The organism is Moellerella wisconsensis (assembly GCF_022592395.1).
GTDB classification, from domain to species: domain Bacteria; phylum Pseudomonadota; class Gammaproteobacteria; order Enterobacterales; family Enterobacteriaceae; genus Moellerella; species Moellerella wisconsensis.
The window spans coordinates 1,392,193-1,410,816 of sequence record NZ_CP093242.1; the positions used below are offsets into that span (position 1 = coordinate 1,392,193).

Sequence of the window (18,624 nt, forward strand, 5' to 3'; positions counted from 1 at the left end):
CCATCTTGCTTATGCTGCAACTAATTCACGATCAAACAGGAAAATAACTCATGGCAATAAGTGCAATCGACAGTATTGGTGGATTATCCATTAATAAATTTGAGCCCATTAGCATGTTGTCTGCGCCAGTAACGGGAGCAAATGAAGGTTTCTCAGCCCAATTAGTTAATGCGATTAAGAATGTCGATAAATTACAAAATAATGCGACGCAAAAAGCGCGTTTATTTACCCAAGAAGTGCCCAATGTGGAATTAAGCGACGTGATGGTAGATTCACAAAAAGCCACAATATCGTTGCAATTTGCGGTACAAGTGAGAAATAAACTGGTTTCGGCTTATCAAGAAGTGATGAATATGCAGATTTAGAACGATTAATATATTAATATTTAATATTAAATAGCTATTTTCTTAATTGCATGGGAGATAAGTGGGGCGTTTGGGTTTAAAATTATAATTTAGCCTCGAGTGATAGGAGACACTTTTGATGTTTTTTCCTATCATTCTCCTGCAATTATTTGACTCATATCAGACTAATTCACATAAGTAAGTTTTTTATTGCGCTAAATGAAGTATTGCCCTAGCATTCTTAGAACTTAAGCTAAACTATTTTAAGAAAATGGAATGAATAAATTACTAGCGTGCTTTTTGAGTGTATCGATTTTAAGTTCTACTGGGTGTGTAACGGCAATAGTTTGGCAATCAAATGCTGTGAATGAGACTAAAACAAGAGAACACGTCGATTTAAAAGATAATATTGTCTCAGTTTTTGAATATAAAGATATCAGCATTAAGAATAAGCTGACTCATGAAAAATTAAAAGATATTGAGATACCGACCTCAGGCTATGGTTTCTTAGGCGATAAATATATTTATATACTAACTAAGGGTTCCGCCGAGCTAATGGAACTCAACGAGCTAGTAAAAGTAATTCCATTGTCTGCGTTCGATAATCCAGATGGAGTGATTAGAGTCGAACTTAAGCCGGATGTACGTAGTAAAGGGCTGATAAGATTTAATGATGAATACTTTGTTTATATAGATAAAAAATATACGCTAACCCCAGAGCAAGAAAGAAGCCTCAAAAATTTTGGTTTTAGTGAAACGCGTTATGATAAAGATAGGTCTTGGGTTAAAACTATCCGAATAAGTGGTTATTTATTTGAGCGAGACGGAATTACTCTTCCATCAACACTAAATGGCAAGTTAAACCAACCCTATAAGGTTGAGTTTTATACTACAGAGAGATATAACTCATTGAATGCGGGTAATTTAGCTGGCAATATCATAAGTACTCCATTTACTCTTGCTGGTGATATTATTGCAACGCCAATATTGCTTCTACTGTATGCAAACTATGCCAATAAGTAGCAAAAAAAGTGGAAAGCATTGAATAGGTCGTTTATCGGCCTTTTTTATTGCTTACGATTTATTGATGTGTTTTGATTCCGGTGAATGGCTGAATTGATAGCTTGTCCTTGGGGGATAGCTAACGCCCTAAGCCGTTTCTATTCCACGTAAAATTCTAGTATTCCCCTTGATTGAGAATCCTTTCATTGTATAAACCTTTCTTGAGGTCTATATGAGCAAATAAGATATAGAGCAAATAAAATATAGAGCAACAATACTATTTTATCGGTCGTGTATTCAATATAGAGATCATCATAATAGATAGTGTTCACGTTCAATGAATGTCCCGATAATTTTGTCATGCATTTCAGGTGACTTCGAGTAACCTAACGTCTTACGGTTAAGGCGCTTCAAGCGGTTTCTCAGATTCAAATTCTCTCTTTCTATTCGTTGCGTATAAAACTTACTTGCTACATGTTTCTGCTTGGGCAATATCTCATAAGCACTGAACTTATCCGTGCACCAAAAAGCGACATTAAACCTAGACAGTAAAGCCAGTAACTGGCGAAGAGTCCTTTTGTTTCGACGACCAAACGTATGAGCAATAATCCGTTTTAGGCGGGGCTCCCACGCATACCAAAGCCAGCGTTGTTGCTTCTTATTAGTCACAAAAGACCACTGTTCATCGACCTCGCAAAGGAGTTCAATGTGCAGATTATCAAGAGGTAAAGAGGTTACCTGTCTAGGCGAGAGTTTTTTAAAGTACGAACAACCGCATTAATGCTGATATGAAGGGCCCTAGCAGTATCACGAATACCGGCATTATTCATAGTGAGGTCGATAATTTTATCTTTAGTTCCGGGTTGGCAAGCACGATATTTATAATCGAGTTGGAAGCTTCGGCAGCAATCTTGGCAACGATAACGTTGATGACCAGTGCTACCTAATCCATGTTTTTTCACTGGGGGCGTTTGTTGACAAAATGGGCACCTTACATCGACTTTAGCCATGAATATTCTCCGATAAATTACCCTATATTACAGGTTAATCACCGGATTGAATACATGACCATTTTATCGATAAATTTGCGGCTAATAGCTTGCCATTCTAATTAATTAATGTGATGGCGTTTTTATTGAAACCAGTATTTGGTTGCCGGCAAATAGTATTATTCAACGGCAAGCCAGTGCTTGAGTTAATTCTCGATCTTACTCGGTATTTTTTAATATAGTCGATCTTTACCGTCATATGATGAATATACAGATTTAGCACCAACACGTAATCTGCAAAATAGAAAATGGCCTGATAGTAATCTCAGGCCATTTTTTTAATTCCCGTAGGCGGCTTCTAATTTTAAATACTGTCGCTGGTGGCATAATCCACGAGCTAGTTGTGCGAGATGAGATTGGCTAAGTAACAATAACTGATGATTAATAGTTTGAGTTTGGGCTAATAAATCATCCAGTTCGCTCTGCTGCTGCGCGGTTAATTTTATGGTTGCACATTGTTTGCTGAGTTGCTCAATTGCCGATAAATAAATCGGTTGCTGTGCATATAGCCGCTCCCATTGTGCCTGTGCAGCATAGTTCAATAATGACTGACCTAGCCCATTAATTGATGCCACCGCATTGTATTCAGTTACTAACCGCATTGTATCTCTTCTTGACTTTGGCGCAGTATCAAATGTGTACTCATCTCGTCGATCACGGTTTCAAGAATAGAAACGTCGTTATGTAGATGGGCATACATTAATTGTTTGATTACTGTATGGTATAACGACGTATATGCCGCATCTTCGCGTTGTAAGGCAGCAAAATCGATATCAGCATAAATAATCGTTTGCAGTAAATCGATGGCTTTATTGAACGATTCACCCTTTTTAACAATTTCTTGTTTTTGAATAAATAACTTGGCTTGCTTAATCCGTGAGATCACTGTTTTTAGCAAAATATGAATAATTTGCTGCGGCGATGAGTGTAAAATCTGGCTTTCATTATCGACCGATTGATATAACTTTTGTGCCGATAAATTAGTCATTTCGTTGCCTTGTCATTAATTTAAGACTACTTTCAGCATCTTTAAATCGATTGACCGCGGCTTGCATTTGGGCAAACTGTGTTTTTAATTGTTCAATTTTTTGAACGGTAGTTTCTTCCACTTTGGTGATTTTATTTTTTAAGCTAAGATTATCTTTTTGTAATCTAAATTGGACTTGCTCTAAAGCACTATTTTTATTTTGGCCGCGTTGTTGCAATTCGTGATCAATAAATGATTTTATTTCACCGGCTAATCCATGATGTTGGTCATTACCGATGAATAATTGTTTAAAATCTTCCATGTTTTCAGTGACTATTTTCTGGAAACTTGCCGCATCTTCCTTTTTTATATCAAAAATATTATCATTATTAGTCCGTATTTTAAGATCAGTAAGATGGGATATTTTACCCTCACCAAATTGGCTACGCATAATATGCGTTATGGCGGTCATCAAATTAGACGCGGGGTTGTTATAACTTAGCGGTCCACGTTTATCGGCATCAATATCATTATGCGTTGCTTGATCATGAAATTGACGTAATTTGTTATAACCCGTAATCCACTGAGTCACATTTTTAACAAAGCTTTGGTTATCTTGTTCAATAATAATGCCGACAGATTCATTCGAGGATTGGAGCAACGAAATTTCAGTATTTTTAATGACATCGGTCAGGGTGTTGCTAGTTCGAGTGACTTCTACGCCATCAATCATGATTTTCGAATCTTGCGCGGCTTGCGATTGTTGCATGCCGGTTGGCGTGGTGGTGGAAGAAGCAGTGGCATCATAATCCAAATATAAGGCTAATAGAGAGTCATGGTTGACGGTAATTTTGCTAATCGCCGCTTGGCTGCCGGTATCCGTTGAGCTAATTGATAAATAACTTTTATTGGTATCACTCGGAATAGCCAGCGCGGTCAGGCCTTTTTTGGCTGCATTAATCGCCTTAGCGATTTCTTGTGGCGATGTTTGTTTATGAGTTAATTTGAGCTCTAATACTTCCCCGTTTTTAAAGAGGATATTAACGGTGCGCTCTTTGGTATTAGTGTCACCTAAAGAGCTATTTATTGCGGGTAATGCTTGGCTTTTTAACTGATGAGGCATCGCTAATTGCTTTACAGTTAAATTAAAATCCGAACTGGGAGATTGCGCACTGGGAGTAATTTTAAAATCCTGAGTGTCTTTATCCACTGAGGCTTTCATTTCAATGCGGTTATTAGAGAAGACCAGTGCTTCAGAGGATTTTTGAAAATCTCGCATTAAAGTATCAAATTTATGATAGCTTTCTAATTGAAGCGTATTTTTATTAATTGTTTGCTGAATTTTATCGATTTCTAATTGTTTATTTTTATTTGCATGGCTTAAAAATGAATCAATATTTAAATCGCTATTATTATTCAGTGATGCAGAAGCATCGCTAGATAGTTTTTCTTGGGCTTCAGTAATGGCATTTTGTTCTTTTTGGTGCAATATATTTTGGACTTCTTGGCTTTTAGTTTTAGCGTCATAAATCGTAGGGGGTGTTTTTTGTAGCGCACTATTAGTGTTGGCTTGGGCAGGATTAATCGTAGGCATAGGATATTCCTTTAGATAATAACAATGATATTTATCTCTATCGGCCAAGCCCACAAAAAATTTAGCGTTCGTAGTATGTTAGTCAGATACCCACGTCATGTTAGTAATATACCAATGCCATGTTAGTACAAACCTGTGTCATGTTAGCACTATATAGGTAATTGCTGATCAATTATTAATAGCCATGGAATATAGCCTATATTTAATTGTCCAGATTTAACCGTAAAATTTGTGCCAGTATAATAATATTGAATAATAATAAAATAATTATTAAAGAGTCACTGGCTAGATGACGATAGTAATTTGGCAACGGGAAACTCCCGTAATAATAAGGCTTGATGCCTAATAAAAATTACTTAAAAGGAAATAACATGTCATCTATCTATATGGGTTTTAATCCAGCGGCCAATCAGGCAGCGCGTGAAATGCAAGCGAACAACAGTTCATTAAATAAAGCGCTGACCAGCCTGACCACCGGTAACCGTATTAATACGGCAGGTGATGATGCTGCGGGTTATACCATCGGTAAAAACATGGAAGTTAAAATTACGGGCATGAAACGTGCTGTACGTAATGCCAACGATGCAATCTCTGCATTCCAAGTGTTGGGCGGTTCATTGAAAGGTCTGACCGACCGTGTGGCTCGTTTACAAGAACTAGCGACTCAGGCTAATAGCTCATTCAACGGTGCTGGCGATATCGCTAACATCCAAAAAGAAGTTTCGTCACTGATTGCTGGTATCGACAGCGATGCAAAACAGGCGAACTTCAATGGCGTTAACCTAATGGAAAAAGAGCGTGAATTCTCCGTTCAGGTCGGTGACTCTGCGTCAGATCAAATTAAATTAAACGTAGAATCGATGACGGTTAAATCGTTGGGTATGGATAAGATTGATTTCTCAGTATTCTCTAGCGAAACCCGTTATCTGAAAGAAGGTTCAGTGGCAGGTAAGATTATTGCGCAAGGGAAAGATACCGAAGTGGCTGGCGTTCTTGATGCTAATGCTAAATCAACTGTTAGTAGTACCGTAACTTTTACAGACTTTAGTGGGGGGGGTAATGATTTAGCTTTCGCAACTGGTAAAAAATTAAGTGAAATCAAAGCATCATTTGTCAATGGTGAAAGTATGGTTGCTTTACAGGATAAAGATGGTAAAGCACTAACGGATAAAATTGCCATTCAAAATGATACCAAAACTAAATTCATTATTTTAGATCTAGACACCAGCGTCGATGCAACCGGTGTAGCAAAAGTTAACTTGGGCCTTAATTCTGCTACTTCTACTGCAGAAATGACTAAGGCCGGTTTTGAGAATCTCTATCGAGCATCAGTAGATATTACTGATGCGGCGGAACTTAATAACGTTATTAAAGCCGATGTGCAGAAAAAGCTAAGTAGCCGAGATATTTCGGCTACTAACATTACTTTAGAAGGACCTACTGCAGCTGCTGGTATTACCGGAACGAATTTAGCCGCAGCAACAGGGGTCGAACTGAAACAAGTGTTGGACAGCAATGGTGAGGCTAAAAAAGATGAATTTTACCTATCAGTGACCGATGCGATCACTAAGAAGGTTAAATTATTTGCAGTCGAAATCACTGAGTTAAAATCAATAAGCACAGGTAGTCACAGATCGATGAAATTAAAGGTTGGTAATGAGTATCAGCAAGAATTGAAGCAATATGATGCATCCAATTCTAAAGATACGCTGTTAGGTAAACTGAAAGAAGCTTACGATAAAATCAACGAAGTTAGCAGCACTGTGGGTGCAACAATTACTGGCTTAAATAATACCATCGAAAGCCTGAGCACTAATATTTCTAATACCGCAGATGCTCACGCACGTATCATTAAAGCTGATATCATCGAAACTTATTCAGAAGCTTCAAGCCGTAAAGTTCAGCAACAAGCTATCGCCCAAGCAATGCAAATGGCTAACAGCCTGACAGAAATCGCTCTGCAAGCTATGCGTTAATCGTTACTCTTATTCCTAAATTATTATTCTTATTTTTTATGTTATTTTAAGGCCGGATTTTCCGGCCTTTTTTATGTCTATTTTTATGCGTTTTCCCGCCAGATTCAATCCCTCGGATAATTCCCTTAAAAAATAACAAAACCATACGCAGCGATTACAACCAGCAATTTTCTCCTTATGTGATGATGTTAGCGACAGATAAAAACACATAATAAGGAACACTATGGGCGCGATTACATTGGGGTTTAACCCGGCAGTCAACCAAACTGTGCGAGAGATGCAAAATAATAATCAGGCGCTGAATAAGGCATTGACTCAATTAACTACTGGGAATCGAATTAATCATGCTGGAGACGATGCCGCCGGTTATACCATTGGCAGCAATATGCATAATAAAGTTCGCGGTATGCAGCGAGCAATACGTAATGCCAATGATGCTATTTCGGCATTTCAGGTATTGGGGGGATCGTTAAAAGGCTTAACTACCCGGGTAGCTCGATTACAAGAATTAGCTATTCAAGCGCAGAGTTCATTTAATAATATCGGCGATATTACCAATATTAATCAAGAAGTAAAAACCTTGCTGCGCGGGATCAATAGTGAAGCGCAGCAGAGCCATTTTAATGGTATTAATCTGATGCAGCAAGCGCGTGAGTTTAGCGTACAAATTGGTGACTCGGCCAATGACACGCTGACACTAGAGGTTCAGTCTATGACGACTCAGAGTTTGAAATTAGAGGATATCGAGTTTACGCTATTTTCTGAGGCTGACCGTTATTATGACCAACAAGTTCTTCGCGGTGTGGAGATTGCCGGAAACCATAGAACATCGGTGGATCCTTTGCTATCAGATAATGCCACACCGCTTCACGATATTGATATTTCAGCTGGCTGGCCAGGCCCTAGAGGAACATATGATAGTAGTACCGGATTTGATATTTTGATTTTTAATGCATTGCCAGCTATGTCTGGAGAACTTATTTCATTAGAGCAACATTCAGGGCAGGTAGTAACCGATAAAATAGCCATTAAACACAGTTCAGGTAGCGCTTATATTATGTTGAATTTGGCAACCAGCGTCGATAATGTAGGGGTGACACAGGTCGCCATTACTAGCCTGGGGATTATTGATGGAGCGACGTTTAACGCTCAGTATCACCATGCCGGCGCTATTAATTCGGTGGGTGACTTGGGTAGGCTAATAGAGCCCGAGGTACAGCGCTATGTAGATACTTTACCGATTGCTGATAGCCACATTAAATTACTGCCTAGTCGGATATTTCCTCATCAGACATTACCGGCAGGTGCTTCGTTTCGTCGTCTGGTAAATGCCGAGGGACAGGTTGAGGCTAATACGTTGTTAATGGTGGTTAAAGACCCACATACGGCAGAGATAAAATTGTATGATGTTGAGGTTAACTCAGTGATGATTTTGCCGGGAAGTCAGCGGGATGTTCAGTTGCGAGTTATTGGGGAGCACGCGGATAAATTAACTGAATATGCACCAAAGAATTCGGCGGATAGCTGGTTAGTTCGTTTAAAACAGGCGTACGACCACATCAATGAAGTGAGTAGCTCGGTAGGGGCAACGATTACGGGGCTGCATCAGAACATTGAAAGTTTAAGCACTAATATTGCCAATACCGCGGATGCGCATGCTCGTATTGTGAAAGCGGATATTTTAGAAACATATTCCAGCGCTAGTCGGTATAAAATTCAACAGCAGGCGATCGCCCAAGCGATGCAAATGGCGAATAGTTTGACTGAGATTGCGCTACAGGCCATGCGCTAGGCTGTTTTGGCCAAGAGCGCGCTTGATAGCTTACAATATCGCTTCCTAATAGAGACGAATATCAACGATGACTTAAAAGTTACAAATAGCAATATCCTTTCTCTTAGTCGGAATAAATAGATATTTCACACGCTTATCAGCCCATTGCTCTGGGCTGTATTTCAGATAATGGTCTTACTTTTCTGAAAATACAGGTGCGTGTTTGTGAATGATGTTTATACCCAGGATGGGAAAATGGATAAAAATTTGCTATGGCAACGTTATTTACCGTTAGTTAGACATGAAGCACTGAAATTGCAAGTCCGGTTACCCGCTAGTGTTGAACTGGATGATTTAATTCAGGCAGGTAGTATCGGCTTATTGAATGCGGTAGATCGTTTTGATGCACAGCAGGGCGCATCTTTTTCAACTTATGCGGTACAACGTATTAAAGGCTCGATGCTGGATGAACTACGTGCGCGAGATTGGGCACCAAGAAGCGTTCGGCGTCAGGCTCGTGAAGTCTCTAAGGGGATGCAGTTACTGGAGCAACAACTCGGAAGAAATGCAACAGAACAAGAGGTTGCACAGCATCTACAGCTCGATTTAGCCGACTATCGACAAATCTTAACCGACACTAATAGTAGCCAGCTTTTTTCCTATGAAGAGTGGCATGAAAACTACGGTGAGAGCTGTGAACCTGTAATAGAGGTTGACGACGAGCAAAATCCACTTCAAACTCTAGTGGTCGCAGAAGTTCGCCAAAGAGTGATAGACGCGATAGAATGTCTTCCTGAAAGGGAAAAAATGGTTCTAACCCTGTATTATCAGGAGGAACTAAACCTTAAAGAAATTGGCGCAGTACTTAATGTTGGGGAATCTCGCGTAAGTCAGCTACACAGTCAGGCAGTAAAAAGATTGCGAGCACGCCTAAATACAGAGCAGTAATATTATTTTATCTTAATTTTAAGACTCACACACAGGGCTTTAATATCATGTCTGTTTCTAATGTAAAGAAGCGGCCGCTTAGCCGTTACATCAAAGATTTTAAACACAGCCAAACTTATTGTGCACATTGCCATAAAACACTTGACCGTATCTCGTTAGTTTTTGACGATAAAATTCTAAATAAAGATGCTATCGCCGAGATGACCGAGTTAGTCGATGAACAACAATGGAATGAGCTACAGGGAAAATTTACTGCATTATGTCGTTTTTGTAGCGAAATTTTCTGTAACAGCAATACTGATTATTTCGACATTATGTCATTTAAACAGTATCTGTTTGAGCAGACTGAAATGAGCCATAGCACCGTTCGTGAATATGTTGTTCGCCTACGCCGCTTAGATGAATTACTTTCTTCAACTAATTTCTCGATGAAAGAATTCACTGCCGATGTTATCCAGCAGCAACTCAGTGATAAATTAACTGAGTCAGCTTTCAGTAATTACAATATTGCGCTGCGTAAATATGAGCAATATTTAAATTGGCATACGAGCTCTAATTAATTTCATCGGATGTGTTATCTATACCGATGAATATTTAGAGGTCAAGGCAGCAGGTTAATCTCGATAAGTTAGTAATAATGCGTTGTTATCAATACTAATAGTCGTAAACTGTACACGCTGTCAATCACTGCGGCTAAACAGCATCAGAGTGATTAATAAAAAAGCGTCGATAAATTTTATCGACGCTTTTTTTTATCTGCTCAGTAATTTATTTTGCATTTATTTTGTATCGTATCTGGCCATACTGTATAGCGCTCCTTGCTATCCATGATACCGATAAATATCAATATTGAGCTTATCATTAGATTAATTCGTTGATATCCAAGATTATTAGTTCTGTGGATATCAACTTTGTAGATATTAATTGATAGATATCAAGCAATTTTTTATTGGCTTATCTATCCATGGTCTATCCATGTTCAATCTATGGTTACTTAGCACGTTAGCCACTTAGCCAATAGTCATTAAGCTGGCATTACCCCCGGCCGCAGCGGTGTTAACGCTTAGCGAACGTTCATGCACCAAGCGCTCTAATAATAGGTTAGTTTCCCCACGTTCAAACCCTTGCACCGAAATAATCGGCCCTTTACGCTGGGCAATCGTCTGACATACGGTTCTGAGCTGATCACTGTCTCCGTGATGGATCACCGCTTCAATAGCCAGTGGATCATCCTGCCATTGTTTAGTGAACTGAATAGTTTGACGCACTTGCTCAGGCAACTCACGCGCTATTTGTTGATGAATATCGGATGATGGCCACAGGCTTTGACAGCCGGCGGCTAATACAGCGGCAAGTTGAATTAAGATATCGTGGCGATTATCCGCTAGGCACAAGACCTGACCCCGGGGCAATAACGAGTAGGTGTTTCGCTCACCAGTAGGCCCCGGTAATACCCGACAAGTACCGCTTTGTGACAAATGATTAAAAGTTTCTGTCACAGCAGCTAATTCATTATTTGCTTGCTCATTTAGCCATTGGCTAAAAGCATTGAACGGTGCTAACAACGTCGAGCGCAAAGTGGCATCCATTGGCAATTCATTATCTTGACGTTCTAGTGTTTTGAGCAGTGCGTTTGCGGGACGCTCTGCCAATAAGCGATATAAATATAATGGTCCACCCGCTTTAGGACCGGTACCGGATAATCCTTCGCCGCCAAAAGGTTGCACGCCCACTACGGCCCCGACCATATTGCGATTAACGTATAAATTACCCACTTTGGCTTGCGCGACAATCTTGGCAATGGTTTCATCAATTCGAGTATGCAAGCCTAGGGTTAATCCATAGCCCGCGGCATTAATTTGCTTGATGAGTGAGTCGAGATTTTCACGTTTATAACGTACAACATGCAATACAGGGCCAAAAATTTCTTGTTTTAGCTCGTCGAAAGAATCCAGTTCGATAAGTGTCGGTTTAACAAAGGTTCCATCCTGTTGCTCGGCTTGATCAACACTATTGTCTAATGCTGCTTGGAAAATCACTTTGCCTTTATTGCGCATTTGTTGAATATGCTGCTCGATAACTTGTTTGGCTTGCGCGTCGATCACTGGGCCTATATCGGTGGATAAATGTTGTGGATCGGCCATGCGGCACTCTTCCATCGCGCCTCTTAACATTCTTAATGTGTGTTCAGCGATATCTTCTTGCACACACAGAATGCGCAGGGCAGAGCAGCGTTGGCCCGCGCTGTCAAAGGCGGAAGCCACCACATCGGTCACCACTTGCTCGGTTAATGCGGAGGAATCGACTATCATGGCGTTTAGCCCACCCGTTTCGGCAATTAATGGCGTTGGACGGCCATGTATATCTAAACGACCGGCAATATTACGTTGCAGCAAGCCAGCGACTTGGGTCGAGCCAGTAAACATCACGCCGCGTACCCGAGGATCGCCGACTAAGGTCGCGCCGACAGTTTCACCATCGCCGGGTAATAATTGCAATACATCACGCGGGATACCGGCTTGATGCAACAATGAGACCGCCATGGCCGCCACTAATGGCGTTTGCTCAGCGGGTTTAGCCAACACAGTATTGCCAGCGGCTAATGCGGCTGCAATTTGGCCTGAGAAAATCGCGAGGGGAAAGTTCCACGGACTAATGCAGACTACCGGCCCCAATGGTCGGTGGGTGTTGTTATCAAAATCATCACGCACTTGCACAGCATAATAGTTTAAGAAATCAACCGCTTCTCTAACTTCTGAAATTGCATTTTGATAAGTTTTTCCTGCTTCACGCACTAAAATCTCTAATAAGGGCTGGAGCTGTTGCTCCATTAATTGTGCGGCACGTAACAGCGAGGCGGCACGCTCTGAAGGCGGCGTCGCGAACCAAATCTCACTGGCTTGATGCGCCACGGTTAAGGCATGTTCAACTTCGGTCTCACTAGCTTCGCGCACGTGGCCAACAATATCTTGCTGCTGTGCTGGATTAATAACGGGCTTAGCTGCCGCGAGTGGTGTCTCTGAGTGCCAATTTCCGCCCAATAACGGCTCGGCTAGTTTGGGACTCATCGAGGCGGTCAGTAACGCGCTAGACAGCGAGGCGAGCCGGTGTTCATTGGATAAATCTAATCCTAATGAATTGACTCGGCGTGTACCGTACAGATCACGCGGCAGTGGAATTTTAGGGTGGGGTATTCCAATGTGGCCTTCGGTTTCAGCTAATGCTAGTACATCGCTAACCGGATCGGCGACTAACTCCTCTAACGGTAGGGTGTTATCAGCAATACGATTAACAAATGAGGTGTTAGCGCCGTTTTCCAATAAACGACGCACTAAGTAAGCCAACAGTGTTTCATGGGTGCCTACCGGTGCATAAATACGGCATGGGCGATTTAATTTACCGTCGGCGACTTTACCTACAACTTGCTCATATAATGGCTCACCCATGCCATGTAGGCATTGGAATTCATATTGACCAGGATAATAATTCTGGCCTGCCAGTTGATAGATAGCCGATAACGTATGGGCGTTATGCGTGGCAAATTGAGGATAAATCAGATTTGGCGCAGCCAATAGCTTACGAGCGCAGGCTAGATAAGACACGTCTGTATACACTTTGCGGGTATATACCGGGTAACCTTCCAAGCCGTCAACTTGAGCGCGTTTGATCTCGCTATCCCAATAGGCCCCTTTAACTAAGCGGATCATCAAGCGTCGGCGACTGCGTTGTGCTAAGTCAATCAGGTAATCAATGACCAATGGACAGCGTTTTTGATAGGCTTGAATCACAAATCCAATACCATTCCAGCCATCGAGTTGCGGCTCAAAACACAGTTTTTCTAACAGATCGAGGGAGATCTCTAAGCGATCGGCTTCTTCGGCATCAATATTGATCCCGATATCATACTGGCGAGCTTGTAATGTCAGCGCTAATAGACGAGGGTACAGTTCACGCATTACTCGGTCATATTGCGCTCGGCTATAGCGCGGATGCAGAGCGGATAACTTGATTGAGATCCCTGGTCCTTCGTAAATTCCTCGGCCATTTGAGGCTTTGCCAATAGCATGAATAGCTTGTTGGTACGAGACTAAATAGGCTTGGGCATCTTCTTCGGTTAATGCCGCTTCACCCAGCATATCATAGGAATAACGGAAGCCTTTTTCTTCTAATTTACGGGCATTAGCTAGCGCTTGTGCGATGGTTTCGCCCGTCACAAATTGTTCACCCATTAATCGCATCGCCATATCGACCCCTTTACGCACTAGTGGCTCGCCACTTTTGCTGAGAATACGATTAAGTGATGAGGATAATTTGGCTTCATTATGGGTAGAAACTAATTTTCCTGTAAATAGCAGTCCCCAAGTTGCTGCATTAACAAACATCGATGCACTTTGCCCTAAATGCGATTGCCAATTTCCACGACTAATTTTGTCGCGGATCAACGCATCGCGGGTGGCTTTATCTGGAATACGCAATAATGCTTCGGCTAAACACATTAGCGCGACGCCTTCTTGAGAGGAGAGCGAAAACTCCTGTAATAACCCCTGAACTAATCCCGAACGACCTATGCCATTTTTTTGATTGCGCAGTTTTTCGGCAATTGAATAGGCCAGCTTATGCGCCGCATCCGCTTGCGGGGCAGGGAGCTGAGCTTGCTGTAATAACATTGGCACTGCTTGTGTTTCTGGGGTGCGATAAGCTGAGGTAATTGCAGAACGTTTAACCGACTGGGGTAAAATATGCTCAGCAAAGCTTAAAAACGGTTGGAATGTGGTTTCAGGAACAGAATTTTCTTCATCAGAACTGTCTTCTCTGCTATCTTTTTGGGCGGAAAGTTCAGGGATGATCTGTTCATTATCAAGGAATTCCAGATAGTTAAATATTGCCTGCTTAATTAACCAGTGTGGAGTTCGGTCAATACGCCGAGCAGCGGTTTTAATTCGCTCTCGAGTTGCTTCATCAAGTCTGACACCCATGGTTGTACTGCTCATCCCCGCTCCTTTCAACATTATGTCGACGAATTTACTTAGTTAAGTATCAATATCGGTCATGTTGCAACATTGTGCAACTTTGTTAATGATAGTTAACGAAGAAATGTGAATTAAGTCGTATTTTTTCTATCAATAAAATCTATACATAATAAATCTATCTATTATATATTTGATTTTATTTGTTTTATTGGGTGGCGTATTGATTTTTAAAATTAATCAATTGATGTAATCCACGCAGTCAAAAAGTAATAAATGTGATTAACACGTCGTTTTAAAGATAAATATAAGTTAATTTCTTGTTAATTTATCAATTGAGTGTCTAGGATTGAGGTTATCGAAATTAATTAGATATTTTTTATAGTTATACATAAATAGCTAATTAGATCGCTAAATGTGCAACATAACTAAATAGTTATGTGCAACATTATTTATTAATTAAGTTAAAAAAGAGGTTAAATCCAGGTTATAACCCCTACAATAAGCCGGGTGAATAGCCTCGATGATGCGGTTAAAACGCTAAAATTTAGTAGAGATAAATAATTAACAATAGGCAAGGTAATTAGAGTTTCACAGCAATAACACGTGTAAAACACGGAAAGCAGCAACTTGTAAAATATAACAACGAAAATTCAATGGAGAAAACCGATGATTATAAGTACACCGATGATAGTGACATTTATCATCTATATTAGCTTTATGCTACTTATCGGCTATCTAGCGTACCGCTCAACCAACAGTTTTGATGATTATATCCTCGGTGGGCGAAGTCTAGGAAGCGTAGTAACCGCACTCTCTGCGGGAGCATCCGATATGAGTGGATGGTTATTAATGGGATTGCCCGGCGTGGTTTTCTTGGCAGGGATTTCAGAAAGCTGGATTGCTATCGGTTTAAGTCTTGGAGCCTATTTTAACTGGTTATTTGTCGCAGGACGACTGCGTGTTCATACTGAAAAAAATAATAATGCGTTAACGTTGCCGGATTATTTTACTAGCCGCTTTGAAGATAATAGCAAGATACTGCGTATCATTTCAGCGTTAGTTATTTTAGTCTTTTTTACCATTTATTGTGCATCTGGCGTAGTTGCCGGTGGATTATTATTCCAAAGCACCTTCGATATGAGCTATGAAAAAGCCATGTGGCTCGGGGCGTTAGCGACGATTGCCTATACTTTCTTAGGCGGCTTTTTAGCCGTAAGTTGGACTGATACAGTACAAGCGTCATTAATGATATTTGCTTTAATCTTAACTCCAATCATGGTGATTATGTCGGTGGGCGGCTTTGATTCATCGATTGCGATTATTGAAGCTAAAAATCCTGAATATTTAGATATGTTCAAAGGGCTTAATTTTGTGGCGATCATTTCACTGTTAGGCTGGGGTTTAGGTTACTTTGGACAACCGCATATTTTAGCCCGATTTATGGCCGCAGATTCTCACCGTACTATTCGTAGCGCGCGTCGCATCAGTATGACATGGATGGTTTTATGTTTAATCGGCACCATTGCTGTTGGTTTCTTCGGTATCGCTTACTACGAAATGAATCCACAATTGGCTGGGCCAGTTAATAGTAATAATGAACGTATATTCATGGAGTTAGCAGCAGTGCTATTTAATCCATGGATTGCCGGGATATTATTATCGGCTATTTTAGCGGCGGTAATGAGTACACTAAGCTGCCAGTTATTAGTCTGTTCTAGCGCATTAACTGAAGATTTATATAAACCGTTCTTACGCAAAAATGCCAGTCAAAAAGAGCTAGTGTGGGTTGGCCGTGGCATGGTACTGCTAGTCTCTGCTATCGCTATTTATATTGCTCGAGACCCAGAAAACAAAGTCTTGGCCTTAGTTAGTAATGCTTGGGCCGGCTTTGGTGCTGCCTTTGGCCCGGTGGTCTTAATTTCAGTACTGTGGAAACGCATGACCCGAAGCGGCGCGTTGGCAGGTATGCTAGTAGGGGCGGGTACGGTCTTGGTTTGGGTGCAATATAAATGGTTTGGATTATATGAAATCATTCCCGGCTTTATTCTGGCCTCAATCGCTATATTTGCGGTCAGTTTAGTGACTAGAGCTCCGAGTGCTCAAGCACAGCAACGCTTTGATGAAGCTGAAGCCGAGTATAAAACCCATTAGAATATTGTAGCTTGAAACAGTAATAAACTAAATTATATGGGTTCATTATGAAAATAGGCGCTGATTATCAGCGCCTATTTTTTTATCTGTATCTTATCGCACAGCGATTATGCTTTTTGTTTGCGGCGTTGTACCACTTTATAACCAATAAATAGCGCCACAAACCATAACGGGGTAGCTAATAAGGCTTGGCGGGTATCTGGTTGTAAGGTCAACAAAATAATCATACAGGCAAAGAACGCCAAACAGACCCATGACATTACTATCCCCGCCGGCATTTTATAGCGTGAAGCTTGATGCAGGTGCGGACGTTTTTTTCTAAATGCCAAATAACTGCAAATAATCATGCTCCAGATAAACATGAACAAGATAGCTGAAACCGTGGTTACCAAGGTAAACACATGCATCACATCTGGAATAAAATAGATCAAGATAATACCGCAACTCAGGCAGAGACAAGTAAAAATCAAGCCCGTTGCAGGTACTGCTTTACGTGATAACTGACTAAATTGTTTGGGTGCATCACCTTCTTTTGATAAACCAAACAACATACGGCTGGTGGAGAACACCCCACTGTTTGCTGATGATGCTGCCGCGGTTAATACCACAAAATTCACAATACTGGCCGCAGCAGGCAGGCTAATGAGCACGAACATCTCAACAAACGGGCTTTTATCCGCCAAAATGGTGCGCCAAGGTGTCACTGCCATAATTACAATGAGAGAAAGCACATAAAAAGTAATAATTCTGAAAGGGATAGCATTGATGGCTTTTGGTAAAGATTTTTCAGGATCACGGGTTTCCGCAGCGGCTGTTCCGACTAATTCAATCCCCACAAAAGCAAAAATAGCAATTTGAAAGCCAGCAAAAAATCCGCTCAGCCCTTTAGGGAACATCCCTCCATCATTCCAGATGTTTTCTAGCGCAGCAGTGTGTCCCGAAGGCGAAGTAAACGACATGCCTATTAGTGTGCCACCGATAACAATCAGTGAAACAATCGCTACAATTTTGATCATTGAGAACCAAAATTCCATCTCGCCAAATAACTTAACAGAGACTAAATTCAAAGTTAACAAGGTTAGCACGCAGATAAATGACGTCACCCATTCTGGAAAATTTGGCGCCCAATAGCTGACATAAGCGGTAATCGCCACAATATCTGCAATTCCGGTGATGACCCAGCAAAACCAATAGGTCCAGCCGACAAAAAAGCCAGCCCACGGACCGATAAGATCAGCCGAAAAATCACTGAACGACTTATAGTTAAGATTTGAAAGCAATAATTCGCCCATTGCTCGCATCACAAAAAATAACATAAAGCCGATTATCATATAAACAAAGATAATCGAAGGTCCCGCTAGCGAGATGGTTTTACCTGATCCCATAAATAAGCCGGTACCAATCGCTCCGCCAATAGCAATTAATTGGATATGACGATTGCTAAGGCTTCGCCGCAATTGATTTCTTTCTGCCACAGGGTGGCTAGTTGTCGCTTGATGATTGTCTGCCATATTCTGTCCGATGTTTTTATTGTTACTCGCTGTCACAGTGTTTTTTTATTGTTGTGACGGTGTTTGCGAAATTATTGTGACACAAATTGTAGTTCTAGTAATAAAAAGTTTGCTAATAGAGCTCGAAGTGACTATTACTTAACCTGTTGATGACAAAGCATTTACTTAGATGGTTTAGGATTAACCATATTAATAAAAATAGCAGAAAAATATTGACTGTACAGAATGAGAGGCGTTAAATAACACTTATCGGGTCGTTAGCTCAGCTGGTAGAGCAGTTGACTCTTAATCAATTGGTCGGGGGTTCGAACCCCCCACGACCCACCAATTAAAACAATGAG

13 protein-coding genes and 1 tRNA gene are annotated in these 18,624 nt (G+C 40.9%); 8 read left to right on the forward strand and 6 right to left on the reverse strand.

Annotated elements, in window-relative coordinates; genetic code table 11:
- The first annotated feature begins 50 nt into the window (after window positions 1–50).
- Window positions 51–365: a flagellar hook-basal body complex protein FliE gene (gene fliE / locus MNY66_RS06215; RefSeq protein ID WP_241501709.1), complete on the forward strand. Its 315-nt coding sequence runs from the start codon at window positions 51–53 to the stop codon at window positions 363–365.
- Between the two features lie 255 nt (window positions 366–620).
- Window positions 621–1,367 (forward strand): YidX family protein, encoded by a 747-nt coding sequence (locus MNY66_RS06220; RefSeq protein WP_047256595.1) that lies wholly within the window; start codon window positions 621–623, stop codon window positions 1,365–1,367.
- A 291-nt stretch (window positions 1,368–1,658) separates the two neighbouring features.
- Here MNY66_RS06220 and MNY66_RS06225 read toward each other — a convergent pair.
- From MNY66_RS06225 to fliD, 4 genes are all read right to left on the reverse strand, one after another.
- A protein-coding gene (locus MNY66_RS06225) for an IS1 family transposase (protein ID WP_104872948.1) occupies window positions 1,659–2,356 on the reverse strand; the annotation gives its coding sequence in 2 pieces (ribosomal slippage) (window positions 1,659–2,107 and window positions 2,107–2,356; 699 coding nt in all).
- A gap of 317 nt (window positions 2,357–2,673) precedes the next feature.
- Entirely contained in the window at window positions 2,674–2,997 is a 324-nt protein-coding gene (locus MNY66_RS06230) for a hypothetical protein (protein ID WP_053908740.1), read from the reverse strand.
- Window positions 2,988–3,383 carry a flagellar export chaperone FliS gene (locus MNY66_RS06235; RefSeq protein ID WP_241501710.1) on the reverse strand — a complete coding sequence of 132 codons (396 nt, stop codon included), beginning with the start codon at window positions 3,381–3,383 and terminating at the stop codon, window positions 2,988–2,990. The genes MNY66_RS06230 and MNY66_RS06235 overlap by 10 nt, the downstream gene beginning before the upstream one ends.
- The gene (fliD, locus tag MNY66_RS06240) at window positions 3,376–4,956 is read right to left on the reverse strand and encodes a flagellar filament capping protein FliD (RefSeq protein ID WP_241501711.1); all 1,581 of its coding nucleotides are present in this window, start codon (window positions 4,954–4,956) and stop codon (window positions 3,376–3,378) included. Before fliD ends, MNY66_RS06235 begins: the two co-directional genes overlap by 8 nt.
- A 371-nt stretch (window positions 4,957–5,327) precedes the next feature.
- Between fliD and MNY66_RS06245 the strand changes: the two genes are divergently transcribed.
- The 4 genes from MNY66_RS06245 to fliZ all read left to right on the forward strand — a co-directional run bounded on the left by MNY66_RS06245 (window position 5,328) and on the right by fliZ (window position 10,211).
- On the forward strand, window positions 5,328–6,932 hold the full coding sequence (locus MNY66_RS06245) for a flagellin N-terminal helical domain-containing protein (RefSeq protein ID WP_241501712.1): 1,605 nt from the start codon (window positions 5,328–5,330) through the stop codon (window positions 6,930–6,932).
- A gap of 223 nt (window positions 6,933–7,155) precedes the next feature.
- Window positions 7,156–8,724 (forward strand): flagellin N-terminal helical domain-containing protein, encoded by a 1,569-nt coding sequence (locus tag MNY66_RS06250; RefSeq protein ID WP_241501713.1) that lies wholly within the window; start codon window positions 7,156–7,158, stop codon window positions 8,722–8,724.
- Window positions 8,725–8,928: 204 nt separating this feature from the next.
- Entirely contained in the window at window positions 8,929–9,651 is a 723-nt protein-coding gene (locus tag MNY66_RS06255) for an RNA polymerase sigma factor FliA (protein WP_047256601.1), read from the forward strand.
- 47 nt (window positions 9,652–9,698) lie between these two features.
- Window positions 9,699–10,211 (forward strand): flagella biosynthesis regulatory protein FliZ, encoded by a 513-nt coding sequence (gene fliZ, locus MNY66_RS06260; RefSeq protein WP_053908734.1) that lies wholly within the window; start codon window positions 9,699–9,701, stop codon window positions 10,209–10,211.
- Between the two features lie 450 nt (window positions 10,212–10,661).
- Here the strand turns inward: fliZ and putA are convergent, their stop codons facing one another.
- Complete coding sequence (gene putA / locus MNY66_RS06265) at window positions 10,662–14,642, reverse strand: trifunctional transcriptional regulator/proline dehydrogenase/L-glutamate gamma-semialdehyde dehydrogenase (RefSeq protein WP_241501714.1); 3,981 nt, start codon at window positions 14,640–14,642, stop codon at window positions 10,662–10,664.
- 645 nt (window positions 14,643–15,287) lie between these two features.
- Here putA and putP point away from each other — a divergent pair.
- Window positions 15,288–16,772: a sodium/proline symporter PutP gene (gene putP / locus MNY66_RS06270; protein ID WP_047256604.1), complete on the forward strand. Its 1,485-nt coding sequence runs from the start codon at window positions 15,288–15,290 to the stop codon at window positions 16,770–16,772.
- Between the two features lie 107 nt (window positions 16,773–16,879).
- On the opposite strand, the gene cycA is transcribed toward putP, so the two are convergent.
- On the reverse strand, window positions 16,880–18,283 hold the full coding sequence (gene cycA / locus MNY66_RS06275) for a D-serine/D-alanine/glycine transporter (RefSeq protein WP_047256605.1): 1,404 nt from the start codon (window positions 18,281–18,283) through the stop codon (window positions 16,880–16,882).
- A 251-nt stretch (window positions 18,284–18,534) separates the two neighbouring features.
- On the opposite strand from cycA, the gene MNY66_RS06280 reads away from it, so the two are divergent.
- Window positions 18,535–18,610 (forward strand) — tRNA-Lys (locus MNY66_RS06280).
- Window positions 18,611–18,624: the final 14 nt, after the last annotated feature.

What these genes read in the sequence shown, in the direction of transcription:
- MNY66_RS06250 (WP_241501713.1), top strand. Translation starts at nt 7,156, where the DNA reads ATGGGCGCGATTACATTGGGGTTTAACCCGGCAGTCAACCAAACTGTG.
- fliE (WP_241501709.1), top strand. Translation starts at nt 51, where the DNA reads ATGGCAATAAGTGCAATCGACAGTATTGGTGGATTATCCATTAATAAA.
- MNY66_RS06245 (WP_241501712.1), top strand. Translation starts at nt 5,328, where the DNA reads ATGTCATCTATCTATATGGGTTTTAATCCAGCGGCCAATCAGGCAGCG.
- fliZ (WP_053908734.1), top strand. Translation starts at nt 9,699, where the DNA reads ATGTCTGTTTCTAATGTAAAGAAGCGGCCGCTTAGCCGTTACATCAAA.
- putA (WP_241501714.1), bottom strand. Translation starts at nt 14,642, where the DNA reads ATGAGCAGTACAACCATGGGTGTCAGACTTGATGAAGCAACTCGAGAG.
- cycA (WP_047256605.1), bottom strand. Translation starts at nt 18,283, where the DNA reads ATGGCAGACAATCATCAAGCGACAACTAGCCACCCTGTGGCAGAAAGA.
- putP (WP_047256604.1), top strand. Translation starts at nt 15,288, where the DNA reads ATGATTATAAGTACACCGATGATAGTGACATTTATCATCTATATTAGC.
- MNY66_RS06220 (WP_047256595.1), top strand. Translation starts at nt 621, where the DNA reads ATGAATAAATTACTAGCGTGCTTTTTGAGTGTATCGATTTTAAGTTCT.
- fliD (WP_241501711.1), bottom strand. Translation starts at nt 4,956, where the DNA reads ATGCCTACGATTAATCCTGCCCAAGCCAACACTAATAGTGCGCTACAA.
- MNY66_RS06235 (WP_241501710.1), bottom strand. Translation starts at nt 3,383, where the DNA reads ATGACTAATTTATCGGCACAAAAGTTATATCAATCGGTCGATAATGAA.
- MNY66_RS06230 (WP_053908740.1), bottom strand. Translation starts at nt 2,997, where the DNA reads ATGCGGTTAGTAACTGAATACAATGCGGTGGCATCAATTAATGGGCTA.